The following is a 20341-nucleotide window of genomic DNA, read 5'->3' as shown; positions in this document are numbered from 1 at the left end:
CACCTCTTAAACTATTTCATTTAGATAATAATTCTACTTTCTCTAACATTTCGTCATACTCATCTAATGATACCTCTATATTTTTCAGCTCTATTTCTCCACCATCAATTCTACTTATAAATTTATTATGCAATAACTCTTGAAAATCAGGCATAAAAATTTGTTCTAAGCCACCTTTTCCAAACTGTGGATTTGCTTTTGCGAAACCATTTGCTCCTATTAAATCAGCATTTAATCGATATGCTCCCATTTTCTCTCTGTAAATCGCTTTATCCATACCTTCAGCAAAAAAGGGTTTTACTTGTAGACCCTCAAAGAGTTTTTGTGCATCCTTTCCGGAGTTCAAGATAACCTCATTTTCTGAAAAATACCCTGAAGGAGATGGTTCTCCTGCATATAGTACGGTACCCTTTGAATAAAATTTATCTACATACTCATCTATTCCAAAATAAGGAGTACTTCCCTGCCAGTTTCTCGCATAATCAGATGGACTATAATCTTCTAACATTCTTCTTAACTGACGCCTATTAATTTCAGCGTGTAATTCACTTGCAGACATTGCTCCAAATTTATTATGCAAATAATCTAATCTGTTTGTATATCTTCCATGGTTAGATCTATCTAGTTCGATACCATGAACTTCATTTTTTCTTGAACCTTCAATTTTATCTTTGCTCACTTCGTCTGCTTGGGTAACATCCATTTCACTTTTCGCCATGCGATGCGTTTTCGCTGTATCCTCTACATCATCACCCATCTTCGTGAAGCCATTGGATACTCCGGTCATCGCCGGTTTCCATTTACTTGACCGCACAGTCCCTCTTGCATTGTGCACAATCTTAGTCACATGGTCTTTAAACGCTTGCCCTTGCTCATGCACGATCGCTTTCTGTACAGGTGAGATGACGAGTTTCCGGGTGAAGAGGTTCATCATGAACACGCCTTGAAGGAGGCTGTTTTGTTGCTCTTCCTTGGTCAGTTGCTTGCCGAACAGATCTCTGCCGGTGGCGGCTTGGGTGATGCCGTTTGCAGCGAACAGGGCGTTGATTCCTTTTTCACTTTGGCTGAGGACCTTGAGCGTTCGGTTTGCTTGTTCGTTGGCATTTAGTGCTTTTCCGGCTGCTTCCATGCCGCGCGCCGTTTTGTAGATGGCCGCGCCGCCTTTGGCAATCCGTCCGCCCCAGCCGATGATTGGGATGAATGTTGAGGCCGCCATGGCCCCGGCGGCTACGCGTTCGCCGGCGCTCAGCTTTCGTCCGGTCTCCGGATCAACACCCTCGACCGCTCTAAGATAATCATAATAGCCGGAGAGCTCACCGGCAAATGTGGCAACAGCGGAACCCGCCTTTTGATACCATGGCCGGTTGACTTCCGCTTCTCTTTGCTTCTCCATCTCACGAACCGTTTCCTGCTGCTGCTTGTACCGGAGATAGTGTTGTGTCTCCTTTTTCATTTCATCTTGAACGTGAACGATTTTGCTGTCGTGGTAGGCTTGCGCATTAAAGTGCATCGGCTGAACGTCCGCGCCTTGCCGCGTAGCATTGATCAGCTCGCCATACAGCGACGCGATGTAGGGCAGGTCTTCATTCACTTGTCGGTATTCATTGGTCAGGTTCTGGTCGAGATCCTGAACGTCAAGCACCGTTTGCGCACGTTTTTTATCGGCGACGTCCAGTGCCTGATCCACCTCATGGTTGGAGAAGACATTGATCGGTACCAGATCGGAAATACTACTTAGGGTTTTGGAAATGTCCGCCCGTTGTTCTCTCACCATTTCTTTGGCGCGCGCATACCCCATGGATAAATCTTCATTCAGAAAGGGCACTTGAATCTGCGTGTCGCCAGCCAAATTTTTCTCCTCAATCGTTCCGGAAACGCCTTGGTAGTAGGCAATCTTCTTATCAATCAGCCGTAGCCAGGCGTCAACCACATTCACTTGCGCGGTATAGAACTGTTTGATTGCCTCGGCGCCTTTCCCCTGAAAGTCAGGGCCAAGTCCTGAGATTTGCTGGAACGCGTGACGCAAGGTATGGAATTGGCCACGCAGCGTTTGATAGTGCGCGGCATGTGCTTTAGCGGCCGCGATCAGCGATTCGGCCGTATACGTTTGCGTATCGGTGGCCGAACCAGAAGCACCGCCTAGGTTTGCTCTCATTTAATCGCCTCATCCTGTCGTTGCAGAAGCGCAACGTTCGCCTGCGTATCGGAGATGTTTTTTTGTACACCAGCAAGGTAGGCGGATAAAAGCTGTGCCATCATCCGCTCGCCTTCCTGCCAAGCAGAGGTCGCGGCGAGATGATTTCGTCCGCAGGAGACGGATTGGAGCGGCACTACACCTTGGCGTGCCTGCTCTGCCGCTGCAATACGTGCTTCTGTAACATGAGTATTGAGTTCAATTTGGACCATTAGAACAACCGCCCTTTAATTTTAGATAACTTATGTTCCAGAGTGTCTGCTGCCTTTTCACCTTTATGAAGCAAGTCGCTTGCCTCGTAGGCCATCGCACGCGTTCCGGCGAGAAAATCGCGTTTCAGCTGCAACTCATGGATTTTCGCCTCAATGCGCTGCTGATAACTGTCCACACTGGTTGTTAATTTCGCGCGCAGTTTGTCCTGAGCAACATCACGTTTCTTTTGGAATGTGCGCGCCTTGGATCCGGTCCAATCCGAGCCAAGTTCCGGCTTGGTCAGGATGCGCAGTGCATGCATCCCTGCCGCTTGTTCCTGACCCAGCTTGCGGTTTGCTCGCTTTAATCGATCAATTTGGTCGTCCACCGCTGCCGACTGATGAGCCAGCGTGCGGGAAATCGCCTTCAATGTTGCCGATGCGCCCATGGGACGCACCTCCTTTCTTTTGACCTTGAACCCTAGATTCACAGGGGATTTAGGTCCTTTATAAATAACGGAGATTTTCCGCTTAAATGCATCATGGCGCTTGTTTCGCAGGTAAATAAAGGTGATTTTTCCGGTTATTTTTCAGATTTGGATTTGCGCTTACCTGATCGTCGTACCAGCGAGGCAAAACGATAAACTTTATTACCTATGTAAAAAAACCGGACTCCACCTAGAGCCCGGTCCTTTTGTTTGTATCGCGTTAAGCGTTAATTTGTCCGGCAATCTGGTTGTCGGTATCTTCGAGGATCGTCGCGCTCTTGGCGAGTTGGTGATTCACGTCTTCCAGGAGCTGCTGCATCTGTTGGAATGAAGGACGGAGCCGTTCGTATTGGTCCTTGAACGCGCGGCTGGACGCACCTTCCCAAACTTGGGCCAGTTGATTGATCATCCCGTCGAGACGACCGATCAGTTCGCCTGTGTTCGATGATTCCTGACCATATTTAGCCGCGTAACTGCGCAATTCTTCTGGAGTTAATCGAATTTGTCCTGCCATAATAAATAGCCTCCTTGTTTTGTCGCATGTGTGTTGGAACCTTCACAGAATGGAGCGACCTTTGCGTTATGCAAGAGTCTTCAAAAATCACAGTTCTTAAATTATATGGATCCGTCCTGAGACGGTTTTGCGCTTAGCCATCGTTATGCTTGAAAGAAAAATGAAGAAAATCTTGAGGTGTTTCGTGTATGGGTCTCACCGGAGATGTTTTTTCTTGGTTACTGGTAGTATACAAAATGTGACGGCTCCTTGAACACAGCCAAAACTCCTGAATTAATGGGGAATTTTCATCAAACAAAGCATATTAGACATGTTTCGACAAGAAACACCATGCCTTTTTTACTAATCAAGAAAAAAAGCATATTAAATGGAGGTTCTGGCCGTTGAGGAGTCTCTATAATCACTGCCTTGATTCCAGAACATAATCCGTTTTTTTCTGGACATAATTAATAGATATACGATTTGAACGGGGGGTAAACCATTTGAAAAAAGAGGAGACACGGGTTGGCGATCTTGTCTATGTCATTTGCCGAAATCCGCACACAGCAACCGCTACATTGATTCAGGAAGCAGAAGTAGTTGAAAATCCGAATAAAAAAGAGGACAAGGTGCTCTCCCTAAATGATATGTACTATGAATTTGCCGAGGATGACGCGGTGTTCCCAACGATCGACGACGCGAAACGCGTATATAAGCAAATATATGATGAAGATTAAGGAGATGCGCAGTACTCATGGTAAAGCCCTTTGTTCCCCAGCTTGTCTACATTGAGCCACGTGCGTTGGACTACCCGCTTGGTCAAACGCTAAAGGATAAATTTGAAAATATGGGGATCGAGATTCGTGAAACGACCTCGCATAATCAAGTACGCAATTTACCTGGGAATAATGATTTTCAAAAATACCGTAACGCCAAATCAACTTTGGTCGTTGGCGTGAGAAAGACCTTAGACTTCCAAAGCTCCAAACCTTCAGCCGAATATGCCATTCCGCTTGCAACCGGATGCATGGGTCACTGCCACTATTGCTACCTGCAGACCACAATGGGATCGAAACCGTATATAAGAACTTATGTCAACGTCGATGAAATTCTCGAACGCGCCGATCAATACATGGCCGAACGAGCACCTGAGATCACACGATTCGAAGCGGCATGTACTTCTGACATCGTCGGCATTGACCACTTGACCCATTCTCTGAAAAAGGCAATCGAATTTTTTGGCGCGCGAGATCTCGGCGAGCTGCGCTTTGTGACAAAGTTCGCTCATGTGGATCATTTACTAGACGCGCGACACAACGGACGAACCCGATTTCGTTTCAGCCTCAATGATGCGTACGTGATTAAATTTTTCGAAGCAGGAACATCCCGCCTAGTTGAACGGATCGAAGCGGCAAAAAAGGTGTCTGATGCCGGCTATCCGCTTGGCTTTATTATTGCACCGATCTACATTCACGATGGCTGGCAGGAAGGCTACCGCCAGCTTTTTGAAACACTGCATGACCAGTTTCCGGAAAAAACGGCCGTTCCGATCACATTTGAACTCATCCAGCATCGCTTCACCGGTCCGGCCAAACGCGTGATTGAAAAGAATTACCCGAATTCAAAACTGGTCATGAATAAAGACGAACGCCGCTATAAATGGGGACGCTACGGGATCGGAAAATACATCTATCAAAAAGAAGATGAAGCACTGCTGCAAGAAACAATTGAAGGCTACATCCATCACTATTTTCCAGATGCTGAGGTGGCATATTTTACGTAAAAAAGCGCAGGATCTTCATAATCTTGTGTTTTTTTGTGCTTTGCGCGTTTTTTAGTGACCATCGGCGACCTGATCAAAGGTCCTATCGAAAAGCGCATCATTACTTAGCTGCTTTCTTTTTTACAAACTCTTTAATAAAGCGGTTGAGTTCTGACGCCGCCTTTGTTGGAATTTGGTGTTTGACGTTTTGAATCCATTTCAGTTCGTTATTCGGCAGGTGTTCATGCAGTATTTTTGCGTAACGAAAAAATCCGTGATCTTGGCGCCCAAAAATCAGTAATATGGGCAGTTGAATCTGATTCAATTGACTGGTGCAGGTGTAGGAGAGACTGTATTGATAGTACTCGGCCACATTTTTCCCCGATCCTCGTCGTTCTTCCCGCAACATTTTCCAAAACGAAGAAAGTGTCGCCATATTTGTTCCGGCAATATAGAAACCTAATAGAGAAAGCGCCTTGAAACGTGCGAGTGTCGCTGCCAGAACCAGTTTACTTTTTAATGCCGCGTTGCTGACTTCAGACAGTCCGCTGACCAGGATTCCGCCCAATGCCCGGTTCTGATACTTCAAGAAAAACTCGAGCGCGATTGATCCGCCGGTTGAATAACCGCAGATATAGGCCTGAGGAATGTTCAGATGATCAAGCAAATGCAGCATATCATCCGCGATGAGTGGGTAAGTCAAGGCCTCATCCGTTGCTGAACTTCTTCCATGACCGCGTATGTCGAAAGTAATGATCTGATAACTCTTAGATAGTTCCTTCATTTGATTTAAAAAATTGAAATGGGTCAGTAAAGGAGGATGAACGAAAAGGATCGGAATTCCTTGACCTTGAACGTTGTAGTAGAGTTGGCAATCATCTACCTTGAAATAGGACATCGCGGTCACCTCAGAGAAATGAATTGCACCTAATTTCCCCCAAACTGTTTGTTTTTATTCAATTTTTTTGGGGCAATCTGGAATGATGCACTGTGGACACGGCAGACTAGGAGTGTAAGGAAGTGATTAAATGAAGCAACCATTATGCATTATTATTCATGGATTCGCCGAAAATCCTTGGGAAGTGGAACCGCTGGCGCACGCGCTCGAACATTCCGGATTTGATGTCATCACCCCGCTTTTGCCCGGTCATGATCGGGACAAAAAGCATATGGAAAAGATCACTGCGCGAGACTGGCTGCAAGCGATTGAAAAAATGGTTACACGCGCAAAAGACGATAAGAAAGAAATTCATCTGATCGGTTTTTCAATGGGTGCGATGATCGCCTCAATTATGGCTTCCAAGTATCCGATCGCTTCTCTTGTCTTGCTTTCTCCAGCTGTTTATGTGCTGACCCCTCATGTCTTCAAAATGAGATGGGAAAGATTTCATCAACGGAAGAAAAGAAGACCGGAAGACGATGATCCGGAACTGCTCAACCCTTCGCAATTCACTCAAAAGATTCCGGTTGCCAATGTCTTTCAGTTTCGCAAAGTGGTCGGGCAGGCAAAACGGATTTTCCATAACATTCATGTCCCAATTTGCATCATTCACGGGAAACGGGATGAAACCATCGATCCGAAAAGCGCTGAACTGATTTTTCACGCGGCTGCTTCGAACGAAAAAGAACTGCACTATCTGCCTCATGCGCGGCATCACATTTGTCAAGGCGATGAGCGTGACAAGGTCATCCAATTTGTGACGCTGTTTCTAAACAAGCATCGAACTTAATCATCCATAGGAAATCAGTTTACACAAAAAGCAGAAGCTGGTTTCTCAGCATTCTGCCTTTTGTTGGCTTTATTTCATTTATTTTTCAGCCGTTAAGAACACAGATAGACCTTGGCTTCATACGGCTTTAGCTCAAGCGTTTCGATGAGCTCGCTTGCTCCATCATCGGGATAGTTGCTGATTAGAAGTTGCTCCGTGCTGTACTTTGAAAACTCAGGTAGAGTAACCGTTTCTTTATTCTCATAAAAATTGCAGAGGACGAGCAGCATCTGACCATTCAGGGTACGTTGATAAGCAAAAACATGCGGATGCTCCGGCAAGATCAACGCGTAGTCACCGTAGACGATGATCTCATATTTCTTGCGCAGTGCAATCAATTTCTTATAATAATAGAAAATCGATTGTTTGTCTTCGAGCGCTTGCTTCACATTGATCGATGGATAATTGGGATTAACGGCAATCCACGGCGTTCCGGATGTAAACCCGGCTTGTTCCGAGTCGTCCCATTGCATCGGCGTCCGTGCATTGTCCCTGCTCTTGGCATAGATTGACCGCATGACCTCTGCAGGATCGGCGCCTTGTTCGTGGACACGTTCCTGATACATGTTCAATGTTTCAATGTCGCGATAATCATCAATGGCCGGAAAACGGACATCGGTCATCCCAATTTCCTCGCCCTGATAAATATAGGGTGTCCCCTGCATCATGTGCAGTAAAGTGCCCAGCATTTTAGCCGATTCCGCGCGATACTCTCCGTCATTGCCGAACCGAGAAACAATCCGCGGCTGATCATGATTGTTCCAGTACAGACTGTTCCAACCCTTTTCATGAAGGGCCTTCTGCCATTTGCTCAGGTTTTCTTTTAAGTCTAATAGATTAAGAGGCTTCAAATCCCATTTTTCTTTTCCTTCTTGATGATCAAGCCCCATATGTTCAAACTGAAAAACCATGTTGAGCTCTTTGCGATCGGTACCGGTATAGCGCTGCGCAATTTCCGGCGTGACACCTGGGCATTCACCAACGGTCATGATGTCGTACTTAGACAGGACGGTACGGTTCATTTCCTGCAGATAATCATGAACGCGAGGACCGTTCGGCTGATAAGCCTTGTTTTTTGCAGTACCGTTAACAAATTCATCGTAAGGCGCGAGGAACTCTGTTTTTGAAATCATATTGATGACATCCATCCGGAATCCGTCAACACCCTTATCCAGCCAGAATTTCATCATCTCAAATACGGAATGGCGGACTTTCGGATTTTCCCAATTCAGATCGGGCTGTTTTTTCGAGAACAGATGAAGGTAATACTCACCCGTGCGTTCATCATAGGCCCATGCCGAACCGCTGAATGCGGAGGTCCAATCCGTTGGCTGCTTCCCATTTAACGGTGGGCGCCAGATATAGTAATCGCGATAAGGATTATCCTTTGATTTGCGTGATTCAACAAAGTACGCGTGCTCGTCGGAAGTATGATTAACAACGAGATCCATAACCAGACGGATCCCGCGTTCATGCATGCCCTGAAGCAGCTTCTCCCAGTCTTCTAAAGTACCGAAATCATCCATAATTTCCCGGTAATTGCTGATGTCATATCCATTATCATCATTTGGCGATTGATAGACGGGCGAAAGCCAGACGACATCGATACCTAATGCTTTCAGATAATCGAGTTTAGACAAGATTCCCGGCAGATCACCGATACCGTCTCCATTACTGTCTTTGAAACTGCGCGGGTAGATTTGATAGACAACACTTTCTTTCCACCAGTTCTTTTCCATTAAAACCACCCTTTCTCTAAAGTTAAAGTGATCATCGTAAACGTTTACGTTCATCCACCAAAAAAGAGAAGCAAAACGCTCTTCATACCCCCTTTGTAAAAAAAAGGGCTCATTTTCATTGCTTATCATAATTTTTCTCAGTCAACGCTTTTGATCGTTCGCTGACCGTTTGCCGCTCAATAATTTGATGCGGCAGAATCCGTCCTTCGACATTTCCTTTGTCCTCAATAATGTCGATCAGCATCATGCCGCCGACACTTCCAATTTGAAAAAGCGGCTGTCCTACTGTCGTTAATGGTGGAAGCGACATTTTTGCAATTTCCAGATTGTCGTAACCGATAATTGATAGATCATCAGGAACACGCAGCCCAGAGGAATAAGCCGCTGAGAGTGCCCCAACGGCTAGAAAATCACTGGCCGCAAAGATGGCGGTTAATCCCCTGTTTTTACTGAGCAGGTCCAGCAATAATCGTTTTCCATCATCAAAAGAAAAACTGGGCCCGTAGACAATCTGCTTCTGATTAAAGGAAAGGTTGTGATCCTTCAATGCTTGGATAAATCCGTCGATTCTTGGCTGCCCGGCGATCCGATCCTCTTTATTCCCACTGATCATGCCAATTTTCGTGTGTCCTTTTGCGATAAGATAACGGACTGCATGATAAGCAGCCATCCGGTCATCCACTTTCACGTAGGGAATCGAATCGTTCAAAGACTGCGTCGCCAGCAACACAAGCGGAACACCCATTCTGCGAATCTCATCATAATAAGCGTCCTTAAGTACTTCACTGGTAAAAAGCAGCCCATCCACCCGTTTTTCTTTCAAAACATGCAGGTAATCCATCGTTCGCACACCACTGTTTGCGGTATGACACATGATCACACTATACCCTCTCGTATAGGCTGCATCCTCAACACCTTTTAGAAGCAGCGATGAAAACATGCTCGATACATTGGGAACAAGAATCCCCAGCGTTCTCGTTTTTTTATTGATCAAGCCTCTCGCAACAGCATTGGGCTGATAGTTCAAGGTCTTGATCGCTTTGAGCACGCGTTGTTTTGTTTTCAAACTATAACCGGGTTGATTATTCAAGATTCGTGAGACGGTCGCGATGGAAACCTTTGCTGCACGGGCAACGTCTTTAATCGTCGCATTCATTGGATCACCTTTTTGTAAACGTTTACTCAAGGCTAAAATTACATACTTTTCTTCATTTTGTCAAGTTTTTTTGACCCGCAAAGCATCCTTTTGGTGAATTTTCGAGCTATCCACCGGACTTTTTTTATGAATTTTTGCTTTAAAAAGAAGAGACAGTTCCAGATTTTCAGCTTGACATTTTTAAAGAATCAGAATACATTAGCGATGTAAACGTTTTACGTAAGCGTTTACTATTGATTTGAGATTTTCTTAACTGCTTTTTCGTATCATTCATAAAACCTAGGAGGGTGAATCATGAACAATGTTGTTTCATGGAAAGAGCGCGTAAGCTATGGTTTAAGTGATACAGCGAGTAATCTCGTATTTGGTTTGATTACCACTTACTTAATGTACTTTTACACCGATGTCTATGGATTAAGCGTTGCGACCGTTGGTACATTGTTTCTTGTAGCCAGAGCGATTGATGCCTTCGATGGACCGCTCTTCGGTATTCTCATCGATCGTACCAACACCAAGTGGGGCAAAAGCCGCCCTTATTTTCTATGGCTGGCCGTCCCTTTCTCCGTTTTGGCTGTTCTTACATTCACGACCCCGGATTTAAGTCCGGCAGGAAAAGTCATCTATGCTTATGTCACTTATATCCTTGTTGGTATTCTCTATTCAGGGATCAATATTCCCATCACCTCGATCTTGCCGAGTCTGACCAGTAACAGCCAAGAACGAACCGTGCTTGGCTCTGTACGCTCCATCTGCGGTAACGTGGGTAGTCTCGTTGTATCTGTTGCTGCGCTTCCAATTGTAAGCGTTTTAGGAAGTGGAAATGACAAAAAAGGATTTTTCTTAACGATGATGATTTTTGCTGGTATCGCTCTGGTCATGTTCCTAATCACGTTTAAAAACACGAGAGAACGGGTGCAATCCAGCAAAGGTATTGTCCGTTTTAAAGATGGGATTAAAGCGATAAAAGGCAACATTCCCTGGTTTGTGATGATCATCATCAACTTGATTTATTTTCTTGCTTTTACAATTCGGCAGCAAACCACCGTTTATTATTTTAATTATAATCTGAACCGTTCCGACTTGGTTCCAATTGTGATGTCGCTTAGTTTTGTTTCGATGATTTCGATCTTTTTTATCCCGATGATAGCGAAACATAGCGGGAAACGCAACACAATGGCGTTAGGACTTGGACTCGGAATTTTCGGCCAAATGATCACCGGCATTGGTGCTCATGCAAGTAACATTACCGCCGTTATTAGCGGAACCATCGTCGTTCAATTAGGGTTCGGCTTCATCTTCGGACTGATGTCGGTGATGCTTGCCGACACGGTTGATTACGGTGAATGGAGAAGTGGCGTACGTGCGCAAGGACTGCTTACATCCGCTTCAAGCTTTGCAGCGAAATTCGGCATGGGCATCGGTGGTGCCGTATCCGCATTGATCATGTCCCATGCAGGCTATACACCTGGTACCGTTCAGTCTTCAGCGGCTCTGACTGCAATCGAATTCAACTTTGTCTGGCTGCCGGCCATTGGCTTTGCCATTGCTGCCCTTGCCCTGTGTTTTCACCATGTTGACAAACACGAGACTCAGATCATTCGCGAGCTCAACAAACAGCACCATACCGTTGATGCTTGACGTTAGAAACAGGCTAATGTTTTGCAGCCATAAACGGTCCAAACCCATTGATATTTATCGGATTTGGACCGTTTTTCTGTTGATAAGCTAAGCTAAACTAAACGCAGGGGCAGCAATTTTCAGTCAAACGAACCCTTTGCATTTTTAGCGTTTCATCACGAGGAGCGCTCGATGATCCCCTCTCTTTTTACATCACGTCTTTAAAATATGATAAAGCAATAAAAATTATGGTTTCAAACAGCGGGCAGAGAAGAGCGATAGCAATAATGATTGGAATCAAACGATAAAATTTAATTTTTAAGGCATATAAGATCACGCTAAGGACATAAAGAAAACCAGCGATCAGCACAGCATAATAGAGATAGGGAGGCTGCGCTACCTGCCCTACCTTTGTAAAATGAATACTCAATGAAGCAAGCAGTCCAAACCCAAATAAGCTGCTTAAGAGCAGATTAGAGAAGTAGAAAAAGAACAGCCATTTTTTTGATCGCTTCATACAGCCATCTCCCTTGCTTCTCAAATTTTTTATCGTGCGTCTGCGTTTCTAGTTTTCCTTTTATTGATCCAGAAACCGTTGCATGCCCGGCGCATCATGCGGACGTGCTCTGAATCCAAACCGTTCGTAGAAGGTCTGTTTGCCCTTCGCACAGGACAATTGAACCCAGCGCATCCCCTGAGCCTTACAATGGGCGAGGAGTCGTTCAACAAGTTCACTGCCAATCCCATTATTTCTCTGTTCCGGCAAAACGATCAGATCACAAAGAAACGCTTGACACACCCCATCGGATATGATCCGTCCGAATCCGATGAGCTGTTCGTCTTCATAGACACTCAACGTATACCAGCTATTACGTATTGCTTGATTGAGCTGTTCCTTACCATACGTCAGATCCGCATTCCACCCGGTTGTTTGATATAAGTGATAAAAGTCGCTTGAAGACGGACGTTCAGTCGAAAATTTTTTCATCTCGGCCCTCCATTGTTCGTGCTCTGAACACATAGTAAATCGATTCCTTCATCCCCCGGCATGTCAATGGACTTCGTGCAAGATGAAATGCGTTTGCCATTTTTGTAGCATGGCTCACATTGCTCTGTCTACACTATTATTTAAGATCGATGATGTTTGTTTCAATCGGAATCCATTTTTTGTACTGACATTCAATTGGGAATAGGGCAATAGGAACAGACAATACCTCTACACCCATCGAGTCGCTTAAATTCCAGCTTGGATGCAGATGGTAGCGTGACACATAGTCGTCAATAAGTGCTGTTATTAACTATGATGCTTTTCGTTTATAAACCAGCATTGCGAAAGAATAGGCAATAATAAGAATAACGAAGCACCATGTGAGTGCAATCCAAATCTCAGTGCCAATCGGTTGCCTGGACAATAGCGCACGGATAGCATCCACGATAGCGGTAACCGGTTGTTTCTCAGCGAAAGCGCGAACAACCGATGGCATTGATTCGGTGGGCACAAACGCTGAGCTAATAAATGGCAGGAAAATAATCGGATAAGAAAATGCACTTGCGCCATCTACCGATTTTGCGGATAGCCCGGCAATCACCGCGATCCAGGTTAAAGCCAGCGTAAACAATGCGAGTATACCGGCAACGGTAAGCCATGAAAGAATTCCCGCCGATGAGCGAAAGCCCAAAACGAGCGCGACAAGAATGATGATGATCACAGAAATAGCGTTGGATACCAGCGAGGTCAGCACATGCCCCCAGAGTGCTGCCGAACGTGCAATCGGCATGGAGTTGAACCGTTCGAAAATGCCTCTTTGCATATCCATAAACAGACGATAGGCCGTATAAGAGATCCCGGTCGCAATTGCGATCAACAAGATGCCGGGCAGCAGATAATTCACATAGTTGTCCGTACCGGTTTTGATGGCGCCGCCGAATACATAGACGAACAGCAGCATAAATGCGATTGGCATGATTGTCACCGTGATGATGGTGTCCATGCTGCGGATGATATGTCGCATCGACCGTCCGAGCATGATCCCCATGTCGCTGAGAAAATGGTTCTTTACAGTCTCCATTTATTTTGCCTCCTTTTTGCTGATGATTGCGAGGAATATTTCTTCCAAGCTCGGCTGTTTTTCAATATATTCCACCTTTGCGGGCGGGAATCGTTTTTTCAGTTCCTCAAGTGTGCCGCTCGCAATAATCCTTCCCTCATGCAGAATAGCAATATGATCCGCAAGCTGCTCAGCTTCCTCTAAATATTGTGTGGTCAGAAATACCGTTGTACCACTGTTTGCAAGTTCCCTGACAACGTTCCAAACTTCGATGCGTGCCTCGGGGTCCAGCCCGGTGGTTGGCTCATCGAGAAAGATAAGTCGCGGTTTTCCAATTAGGCTCATGGCAATGTCGAGTCTGCGGCGCATGCCGCCCGAGTAGGTAGAGGCTCTACGATCGGCGGCATCGACCAAACCGAAGCGCTTCAGCAAATCATCAGCCACCTGATGCGAATTTTTTAGATGGCGCAGTTTGGCGATCATGATCAGATTTTCACGTCCGGTCAAAATTTCATCCACGGCGGCGAATTGTCCGGTCAGGCTGATCGACTGCCGCACATGTTCAGGCTGTGCCGTAACTTCGAAACCGTTAACGGCGGCGCTCCCCCCATCCGGTTTGAGAAGCGTGGCAAGTATTTTGACAAGCGTTGTCTTGCCCGCACCATTGGAGCCAAGCAGGGCGAAAATACTGCCTTTTTCCACATCAAAATTTACGTTTTTCAGAACCTGGTGCTGCTGATAGGACTTTTTAAGCTCTTTCACTTGGATTGCTTTTTCCATCTGATATCGTCCTTTTTACTTTTTATCTGTAATCTTTTTCATCGCCTTGCTGATTTCTTGATTAACGGATTCTTGACAGCTGTCAGCGTAAGTCTTTGAATTTTTGATAAGATCATCGCAAAAAGCTGCTACATCACTGCCTGTCACTTCGAGTACACCTTTTCCTAAAGAGGCGCCCTCTTCAAAAAGATCAACAATTCCAGAAAGCAGACCAATTCCGTGGGCTAGTTCAACAGGGCCGACCTTAAAGAGATATTTTTGAATCTCTTTATAAACAATCTGATAATCTTTCGGGAGTGCTTTGACACGCGCTATGTGTGCCCGCCACTCCTTTTTAGCTTCGATGAGCGCTTGTATTCTCATTTTTTTATCCTCCTATTTACCCAATTTTTTAGCGATAGTATCGTTGAGTTGCTTGCGCCACTTATCGCGGAAAGACTTCGCACCTTCTTCACCGGTCAGTGCTGAACAGAAGCCTTTGATATCATCATCCAAAACCGCTTGAATGCTCTGACCGTCTGCTGACGTTTCTTCAAGAAAGCCAAGCACTCCGTCAAGAATTGGCATCAGGTTGCGACCGGTGAAATCTGAGTGCGACCAAAGGTTGGCCTTAATTTGTTCCCATGCCACTTGGTAATCATCAGGCAGTTTGTTCGCTCGCGCTTCAAAATCCTTCATTTCTTTAGTCATGTCGCTTCCGGTGACCTTTTCCCAAAAATTCATTATTTTTTCTCCTTTAATTCATTCATTTTTGATGATACGAACGCCCATTTTTCCCAGAACTTCCGCAGCTGTTCATGACCCGCGGCGTTGAGCACGAAAAACTTGCGCGGGGGACCTATATCGGATGGTTTTTTCTCCATATCCACGAGTCCATTTTTCTCAAGCCGCACCAAGATGGTGTAGACCGTCCCTTCCACAACATCGGTAAAACCAAGGGTATTCAGCCGACGCGTAATTTCATAGCCGTAGGTTTCTCCGCGACTTATCATTTCGAGGACACAGCCTTCAAGCACACCTTTCAGCATTTCCGTTAAGTTTTCCAGCATAATCCCTTCTTCACTATTTAATAGGACAGGTATGCAGTATTACTAACTACCACTATATAGTTTCACTAAGTAGATCATTTGTCAATAATAATTGTAATTTCTTCTCTTCTGTCTCCTGCTTTATTGCGACTCACATTATACTGTCTACATATTGTATAAGACCGGCAACGATTGCTCGCTTGCCGCGGGCGCACCGCAAGCCTCCTCAGACAGGCAAGACTCTGCGGGGTCTCGCTGGCACGCATCAACAACGCGCGATCCCGCAGGCGCCAGAGCATCTGCGCTTTGATTCTTGGCCAAAACACGGGTCTATTGGTTTGAAGACGGGGTAAAATCACATACTTTTGTACGTAAATACAAGTTAGACGCTTTATCTCAAGGGTATTTTCATTCCGGCGGTGTCCCGCGCCCCCCAAGCGGGTCATGAATGTTTCTTTACCTGCAAAAAAAATAACCCCCAATGAGGTTTCATGGGAGGGTTATGGCGTTGCGATGTTTTTCTTACACGGTCTGCTGCGCGAGCCGCTCACGTTCTACTTGGATCTGAACTGGATCAATGCGTTCAAACAAGGGTTCAAGATGCTCCGGAAGTTTTCCCGAGCAATGAATCGCTTCCCATTTTAGCCCGTTGAGGTGCAGTGCCTTTTCCAGTTTTCGACTTGAATAGGGTAGAAATGGGGCCATAAGCTGAGCTAAATTGGCGATACTGAACAAACAGGTCTTCAATGTCTTGTAAGCCGCCGCTGGATCGGTCGTGATTGTCTGCCACGGTTTTTGTTCATCAAAATATTTATTCAAGCTGCGAATCCACGTAAAGAGCTCGCCGAGTGCCGCTTTCAAATGCGCCGATTCGATTAATTGGCCGATTTGCGTGTAGAGCGCTTGCGTTTCTTGTTCGACATGCGCGTCAACCGGACGAACATCCACTTTAAAATCAGGCAGCTTTTCAATGAATTTGAGCGTCCGGTTGACAAAGTTACCATAGGCGCCGAGCAGTTCGCCGTTGTGACTTTCGATAAACGCCTTCCAAGAAAAATCGGCGTCATGTGTTTCCGGTGCATTGATCAACAAAAAGTAACGGATACTGTCCGGATCATAGTGTTCAAGAATATCGGGTGCCCATACCGCCCAGTTTCGACTTGTGGACAGCTTCTTGCGCTCTAGTGTCACATATTCATTAGAAACTAGATGTGTCGGTAGCGCTTTTTTGCCAATGCCGAGTAGAATGGCCGGCCAAATAATCGTGTGAAATGGTACGTTGTCTTTCCCTTGAACGTAGTAAGAAACCGTTTGTTCATTCCAAAATTCGGAGATGTCCTGATGATGTTCCTTCGCCCAGCGGACACTTGCTGAGTAATAACCGGATACCGCTTCAATCCACACATAAACTTTTTTGTCTTCAAAGCCCTTAATCGGGACGGTAACGCCGATTGGCAAATCACGAGTGACCGCCCGATCCTGAAGCCCCTCGTCCAGATAGCGACGCGTCAAATTGAGCGCGTTTTCCCGCCAATCATAATTCTTTTTTGCCCGCGCGTACAGTTGTTCCAGTTGCGGCTGAAATGTACTGAGCGCGAAGTACAGATGCTCAACCTCGCGAAGCTCCGGTTTATGCCCGCACAGCTTACACGTTGCATCAAGCAGATCAACCGGATCAAGAATCGTCGAACACGCATCGCACTGATCGCCGCGTGCATGCGCCCCGCAATGCGGACAAGCGCCCTCGACATAGCGGTCCGGCAAAAACTGGGCACAGTGACTGCAGTACATTTGCTTCGTTTTTTTGTGATAAATGTATCCGTTGTCATATAATGTGCTGAAAATGTCCTGGACGACTTCATGATGCAGCGGCGTATCCGTTCGCGTGTAGCAGTCGTACGTAAACCCTAATTGATCGAAACATCGCTGAAAAGCTTCATGATAACGATCCGCAATCGTTTTTGCTGATACCCCCTCCTGTTTGGCACGAATCGTGATCGGCGTGCCATTGCAATCGCTCCCCGAGACATAGAGCACCTTTTCTCCTTTTTGCCTGAAATAACGCGCCAAACAATCACCAGGAATCAAACTCGATAAATGCCCAAGGTGAAGATCTCCATTTGCATACGGCCAAGCGCCTGCGATGAGTACTGCCATTCTTGACTCACTCCTTTTTTTGTAAACAAAAAAGTCCCCACCCTCATACATGAAGAACCATGTATAAGGACGAGGACTATTGTCTGCGTGTTACCACCTTAATTCACCAGCGATTCGCATCACTGATCTCAGCAAGTACGGAGCGTCTGCTCGATACTCGGGTTTTGTTAACCGGGTTCCACCCGTCCGCAGCCTAACCGTGTCATGGCACGGATCGGTGCGGATGCTCAGAGGCCATTGTTCCGCTTGGAATTCTGCTTCTCTCACCAATACGAAGCTCTCTTTGGAGAATTCTTCCGCCTACTTCTTCTCATCATCGCATGTCTTTATTCGTTAAAGCTATTATAGGCAGTTCAGTGGAGAGATGCAAGAGCACCTGTGATTGATGTGATACGACTTTGCTGTGGTTTGATACGACTTTCCCTGGGTTTGATACGATTTTGGTTCCGTTTGATACAACTTCGATTCTTTGATACTACTTTTCCTGAGTTTGATACGATTTTGGTTCCGTTTGATACAACTTCGATTCTTTGATACGACTTTTCCTGAGTTTGATACGATTTTGAATCCATTTGATACGACTTTTATTTTTCGTGTAATTCCGCATTATCCTATACAATGTTCGATCGATCCTTGACGGATTATTCATTTCCATATTTTATCAGTTACTCCTTGTCTTAGCAATTGATCGAAAGTTTCATGAGATGGGGACAGATAATATTGTCCTCTGCCTCTTCCGATTCCTTCTCGTTTCAGCCCCATTTTATTGAGTAGATCAATCGTCAGTTTTGTATTGTCAATTTTCAAAAAATCACGACATTGTTTATTGGTCATGGTAGTGCCAAAAAGCAAAAAATAGTGAAGAATCATCGATTGATGTGCGTTTTTCGATCGGTGACCACAACGTATACATTGCCAGTTTGCAAAGATGCGCTGCATGGAAAAATGGTGACAGGCTTCGCATAAAACTCCGCGCTGAAGATCCGCTGATGGGATGTTAAATTTCTGAAGAACATTGGGAAAGGTATCACTAGGATCACTTAGTAGTACTTCCTCAATTTGTGGTAAAAATCTGGAGTAATTCGGGCTGTCTTGATACTTTTTGATCATGTGCTGTAGCTTGAGTGGCATTTTTTCCGCATGAAAAACATGTTCTTTAACCATCTGATCAGCACGGTCCACAATCGTACTCGGATGAGCAATGACAACATTATTTTCGATTGGAATGTTTGGGAAATGATGTTCAGTGAGCCATTCTTGCACATGCATGCGGTGACGTTTGGCTTGTAAAATTGGATTTGCAAACCCTTCCCTTCGACCACCGATCGTTCGAATCATTTGACCAAAATCATTGGGAAAATAGAGTGTTCCGGAATAATTTTTGACTTCAACAACGGAAAGAAACGTGGGGGTAATCAGCAGAACATCAATCTGACACTGTTTTAAATGGAGATCATAAAAAATGCGAATTGTCGGATCAGAAATACCATCAAGGAAATAGGCAAGATTTTGTTCCCCTCTCCATCCTGCATAAAGCTTGGCAGCATCATGTTCGATCAACTTTCGTGCTCGATGATTCGTCGGCAAGTGGCTGAGTAAGGCGTAATCGGAAAGCAATCGTAAGGGGCAGAATAATTTTTTTGAAATCAGTAGGCATCATCCTCTTCAACTGAACTTACCTCACAATTCGACATAAATGGCCTTCAATCCTTTCTCATAGGGATAAAAGGATCGCCTTAACCCATTCAAGGCAGTCATCAATAACATGAATGGGCCGCAAACCCATTCAAGATGGATACTTCCCTCTTGCAGTTTGATTAGCAGTATTGGCTAAAAATAGTCAGATTATGATAAATAATTAATAGATTAAGAGAGTTTCAGGAAAAATATGGAAGAAAAAGGTTTGACATTTGCTGATATGTTCTCGGAGAATAAAAACAAAGAAGAAAAATGAAATATAAAATTATAGTCGATACAAATGTCTTTATTCACTACTTTTTTGATGGTGACGAAGCAAGTTCATACTTAATTGATCATATTGATGACTTTGGAAGATTTTTATTTTCCCACAATACTATAGGTGAATTATTATATATTTTGAAGAAAATAAGCCATGAATATCAATTTACGAATGAAGATATTGAGGATATTTTGCATTCAGCAGTAGACATGTTTTTATATGGGAAGTCTGTCAGTACAAAATTGATTACCGTGGATGAACTTCCAGTTATTAGAGACCCTGATGATCAAATGTTTGTTGAACTAGCCTACGCTGGCAATGCCGATTATATTAGTAGTGACGACAAAAGAAGCGGATTATTTGATTTGGAAAATGCCCCTTTCTCTTGCTATACACCAAAAGAATTTATTAAAGACAAACAATGATTAACAATGATCGAGAACTTTCCTTGAACAGGTGCTTCCAATCGGTACTGCTTGACCCCCCACATTAATGAAAATGATTAATCCACACATTAAATCCTCCCATCTTTTTGGGCGATTAAGACCTGATAAACATTCAATCCTCCAAAGAAAAAGTTTATTATCAAGCTGCAGATAGAAATACCTCTTAAAACACTATTCTTAAAAATCATCTTTGATTTATTCTTTACTCTAGTCGCACCCCACTATCTAAGTTCAAAGAATGAAAATGATGTATTGGGGCTCTCAATCAGCGATTGGAAACGTATGCTGAGAATGATGAATTATATTTCCAAAGGGCAACTGGAAAAGTAAAAACCCACAAGCAATTATTCAGCACATTATTAATAAAATATATATCTCCGCTGATGACCATTCAATTGATGAAATTTTATAGCTACGAAAGAATAGAATGAAACAGGCTTTTACTAATGTAGATTCTAGGATTCTTTATGTACTTTCTAAATTAAAGAGAAGCGGAAAGAAACTGTGCCTTAT

General features: G+C 44.7%; 21 protein-coding genes. 5 read left to right on the top strand and 16 right to left on the bottom strand.

The window, feature by feature from the left end:
* Nucleotides 1-16: 16 nt before the first annotated feature.
* The 4 genes from K7399_RS01060 to K7399_RS01045 form a co-directional block, all read right to left on the bottom strand.
* A complete protein-coding gene (locus K7399_RS01060; protein ID WP_128166311.1) occupies nucleotides 17-2155 on the bottom strand; it encodes a ribonuclease YeeF family protein in 2139 nt (712 codons plus the stop codon).
* On the bottom strand, nucleotides 2152-2406 hold the full coding sequence (locus K7399_RS01055) for a DUF5344 family protein (protein WP_128166309.1): 255 nt from the start codon (nucleotides 2404-2406) through the stop codon (nucleotides 2152-2154). The genes K7399_RS01060 and K7399_RS01055 overlap by 4 nt, the downstream gene beginning before the upstream one ends.
* Entirely contained in the window at nucleotides 2406-2834 is a 429-nt protein-coding gene (locus K7399_RS01050; RefSeq protein WP_128166307.1) for a DUF5082 family protein, read from the bottom strand. The genes K7399_RS01055 and K7399_RS01050 overlap by 1 nt, the downstream gene beginning before the upstream one ends.
* Before the next feature lie 259 nt (nucleotides 2835-3093).
* The gene (locus K7399_RS01045) at nucleotides 3094-3387 is read right to left on the bottom strand and encodes a WXG100 family type VII secretion target (RefSeq protein WP_028983688.1); all 294 of its coding nucleotides are present in this window, start codon (nucleotides 3385-3387) and stop codon (nucleotides 3094-3096) included.
* A 482-nt stretch (nucleotides 3388-3869) separates the two neighbouring features.
* On the opposite strand from K7399_RS01045, the gene K7399_RS01040 reads away from it, so the two are divergent.
* Together K7399_RS01040 and splB are read left to right on the top strand one after the other, a co-directional pair.
* Entirely contained in the window at nucleotides 3870-4103 is a 234-nt protein-coding gene (locus K7399_RS01040) for a transcriptional regulator SplA domain-containing protein (RefSeq protein ID WP_028975713.1), read from the top strand.
* Between the two features lie 17 nt (nucleotides 4104-4120).
* The gene (gene splB, locus K7399_RS01035) at nucleotides 4121-5149 is read left to right on the top strand and encodes a spore photoproduct lyase (protein WP_128166303.1); all 1029 of its coding nucleotides are present in this window, start codon (nucleotides 4121-4123) and stop codon (nucleotides 5147-5149) included.
* Between the two features lie 100 nt (nucleotides 5150-5249).
* Here splB and K7399_RS01030 read toward each other — a convergent pair whose 3' ends face one another.
* Nucleotides 5250-6026, bottom strand: coding sequence for an alpha/beta fold hydrolase (locus tag K7399_RS01030; RefSeq protein ID WP_128166301.1), 777 nt, complete (start codon nucleotides 6024-6026; stop codon nucleotides 5250-5252).
* A 130-nt stretch (nucleotides 6027-6156) separates the two neighbouring features.
* Here K7399_RS01030 and K7399_RS01025 point away from each other — a divergent pair, with 130 nt between their 5' ends.
* Nucleotides 6157-6858, top strand: coding sequence for an alpha/beta hydrolase (locus tag K7399_RS01025; RefSeq protein ID WP_128166299.1), 702 nt, complete (start codon nucleotides 6157-6159; stop codon nucleotides 6856-6858).
* A gap of 92 nt (nucleotides 6859-6950) precedes the next feature.
* Here K7399_RS01025 and K7399_RS01020 read toward each other — a convergent pair whose 3' ends face one another.
* Both K7399_RS01020 and K7399_RS01015 read right to left on the bottom strand, forming a co-directional pair.
* Nucleotides 6951-8636, bottom strand: coding sequence for a glycoside hydrolase family 13 protein (locus K7399_RS01020; RefSeq protein ID WP_128166297.1), 1686 nt, complete (start codon nucleotides 8634-8636; stop codon nucleotides 6951-6953).
* A gap of 115 nt (nucleotides 8637-8751) precedes the next feature.
* Nucleotides 8752-9792 (bottom strand): LacI family DNA-binding transcriptional regulator, encoded by a 1041-nt coding sequence (locus tag K7399_RS01015; RefSeq protein WP_128166295.1) that lies wholly within the window; start codon nucleotides 9790-9792, stop codon nucleotides 8752-8754.
* A 294-nt stretch (nucleotides 9793-10086) separates the two neighbouring features.
* On the opposite strand from K7399_RS01015, the gene K7399_RS01010 reads away from it, so the two are divergent.
* Complete coding sequence (locus tag K7399_RS01010) at nucleotides 10087-11430, top strand: glycoside-pentoside-hexuronide (GPH):cation symporter (RefSeq protein WP_128166293.1); 1344 nt, start codon at nucleotides 10087-10089, stop codon at nucleotides 11428-11430.
* Between the two features lie 187 nt (nucleotides 11431-11617).
* On the opposite strand, the gene K7399_RS01005 is transcribed toward K7399_RS01010, so the two are convergent.
* From K7399_RS01005 to K7399_RS00965, 9 genes are all read right to left on the bottom strand, one after another.
* Complete coding sequence (locus K7399_RS01005; protein ID WP_028983696.1) at nucleotides 11618-11926, bottom strand: hypothetical protein; 309 nt, start codon at nucleotides 11924-11926, stop codon at nucleotides 11618-11620.
* A 60-nt stretch (nucleotides 11927-11986) separates the two neighbouring features.
* Complete coding sequence (locus K7399_RS01000; protein ID WP_028983697.1) at nucleotides 11987-12397, bottom strand: GNAT family N-acetyltransferase; 411 nt, start codon at nucleotides 12395-12397, stop codon at nucleotides 11987-11989.
* Between the two features lie 310 nt (nucleotides 12398-12707).
* Nucleotides 12708-13478: an ABC transporter permease gene (locus K7399_RS00995; protein ID WP_028983698.1), complete on the bottom strand. Its 771-nt coding sequence runs from the start codon at nucleotides 13476-13478 to the stop codon at nucleotides 12708-12710.
* Nucleotides 13479-14237: an ABC transporter ATP-binding protein gene (locus K7399_RS00990; RefSeq protein WP_128166291.1), complete on the bottom strand. Its 759-nt coding sequence runs from the start codon at nucleotides 14235-14237 to the stop codon at nucleotides 13479-13481.
* A gap of 15 nt (nucleotides 14238-14252) precedes the next feature.
* Nucleotides 14253-14600, bottom strand: coding sequence for a DUF1048 domain-containing protein (locus K7399_RS00985; RefSeq protein ID WP_128166289.1), 348 nt, complete (start codon nucleotides 14598-14600; stop codon nucleotides 14253-14255).
* Between the two features lie 12 nt (nucleotides 14601-14612).
* A complete protein-coding gene (locus K7399_RS00980; protein WP_128166287.1) occupies nucleotides 14613-14960 on the bottom strand; it encodes a DUF1048 domain-containing protein in 348 nt (115 codons plus the stop codon).
* On the bottom strand, nucleotides 14960-15286 hold the full coding sequence (locus tag K7399_RS00975) for a PadR family transcriptional regulator (protein WP_128166285.1): 327 nt from the start codon (nucleotides 15284-15286) through the stop codon (nucleotides 14960-14962). Before K7399_RS00975 ends, K7399_RS00980 begins: the two co-directional genes overlap by 1 nt.
* 501 nt (nucleotides 15287-15787) lie before the next feature.
* Nucleotides 15788-17473, bottom strand: coding sequence for a methionine--tRNA ligase (metG, locus tag K7399_RS00970; RefSeq protein ID WP_338061690.1), 1686 nt, complete (start codon nucleotides 17471-17473; stop codon nucleotides 15788-15790).
* A gap of 594 nt (nucleotides 17474-18067) precedes the next feature.
* Nucleotides 18068-18982, bottom strand: a complete 915-nt coding sequence (locus K7399_RS00965; RefSeq protein ID WP_176557831.1) for a nuclease-related domain-containing protein — start codon at nucleotides 18980-18982, stop codon at nucleotides 18068-18070.
* 390 nt (nucleotides 18983-19372) lie between these two features.
* Here K7399_RS00965 and K7399_RS00960 point away from each other — a divergent pair, with 390 nt between their 5' ends.
* On the top strand, nucleotides 19373-19807 hold the full coding sequence (locus tag K7399_RS00960; RefSeq protein ID WP_128166276.1) for a putative toxin-antitoxin system toxin component, PIN family: 435 nt from the start codon (nucleotides 19373-19375) through the stop codon (nucleotides 19805-19807).
* The last annotated feature ends 534 nt before the right edge of the window (nucleotides 19808-20341 follow it).

The organism is Sporolactobacillus terrae (assembly GCF_019930545.1).
GTDB lineage: Bacteria > Bacillota > Bacilli > Bacillales > Sporolactobacillaceae > Sporolactobacillus > Sporolactobacillus terrae.
This window is presented reverse-complemented; position numbering and strand designations above follow the sequence as displayed.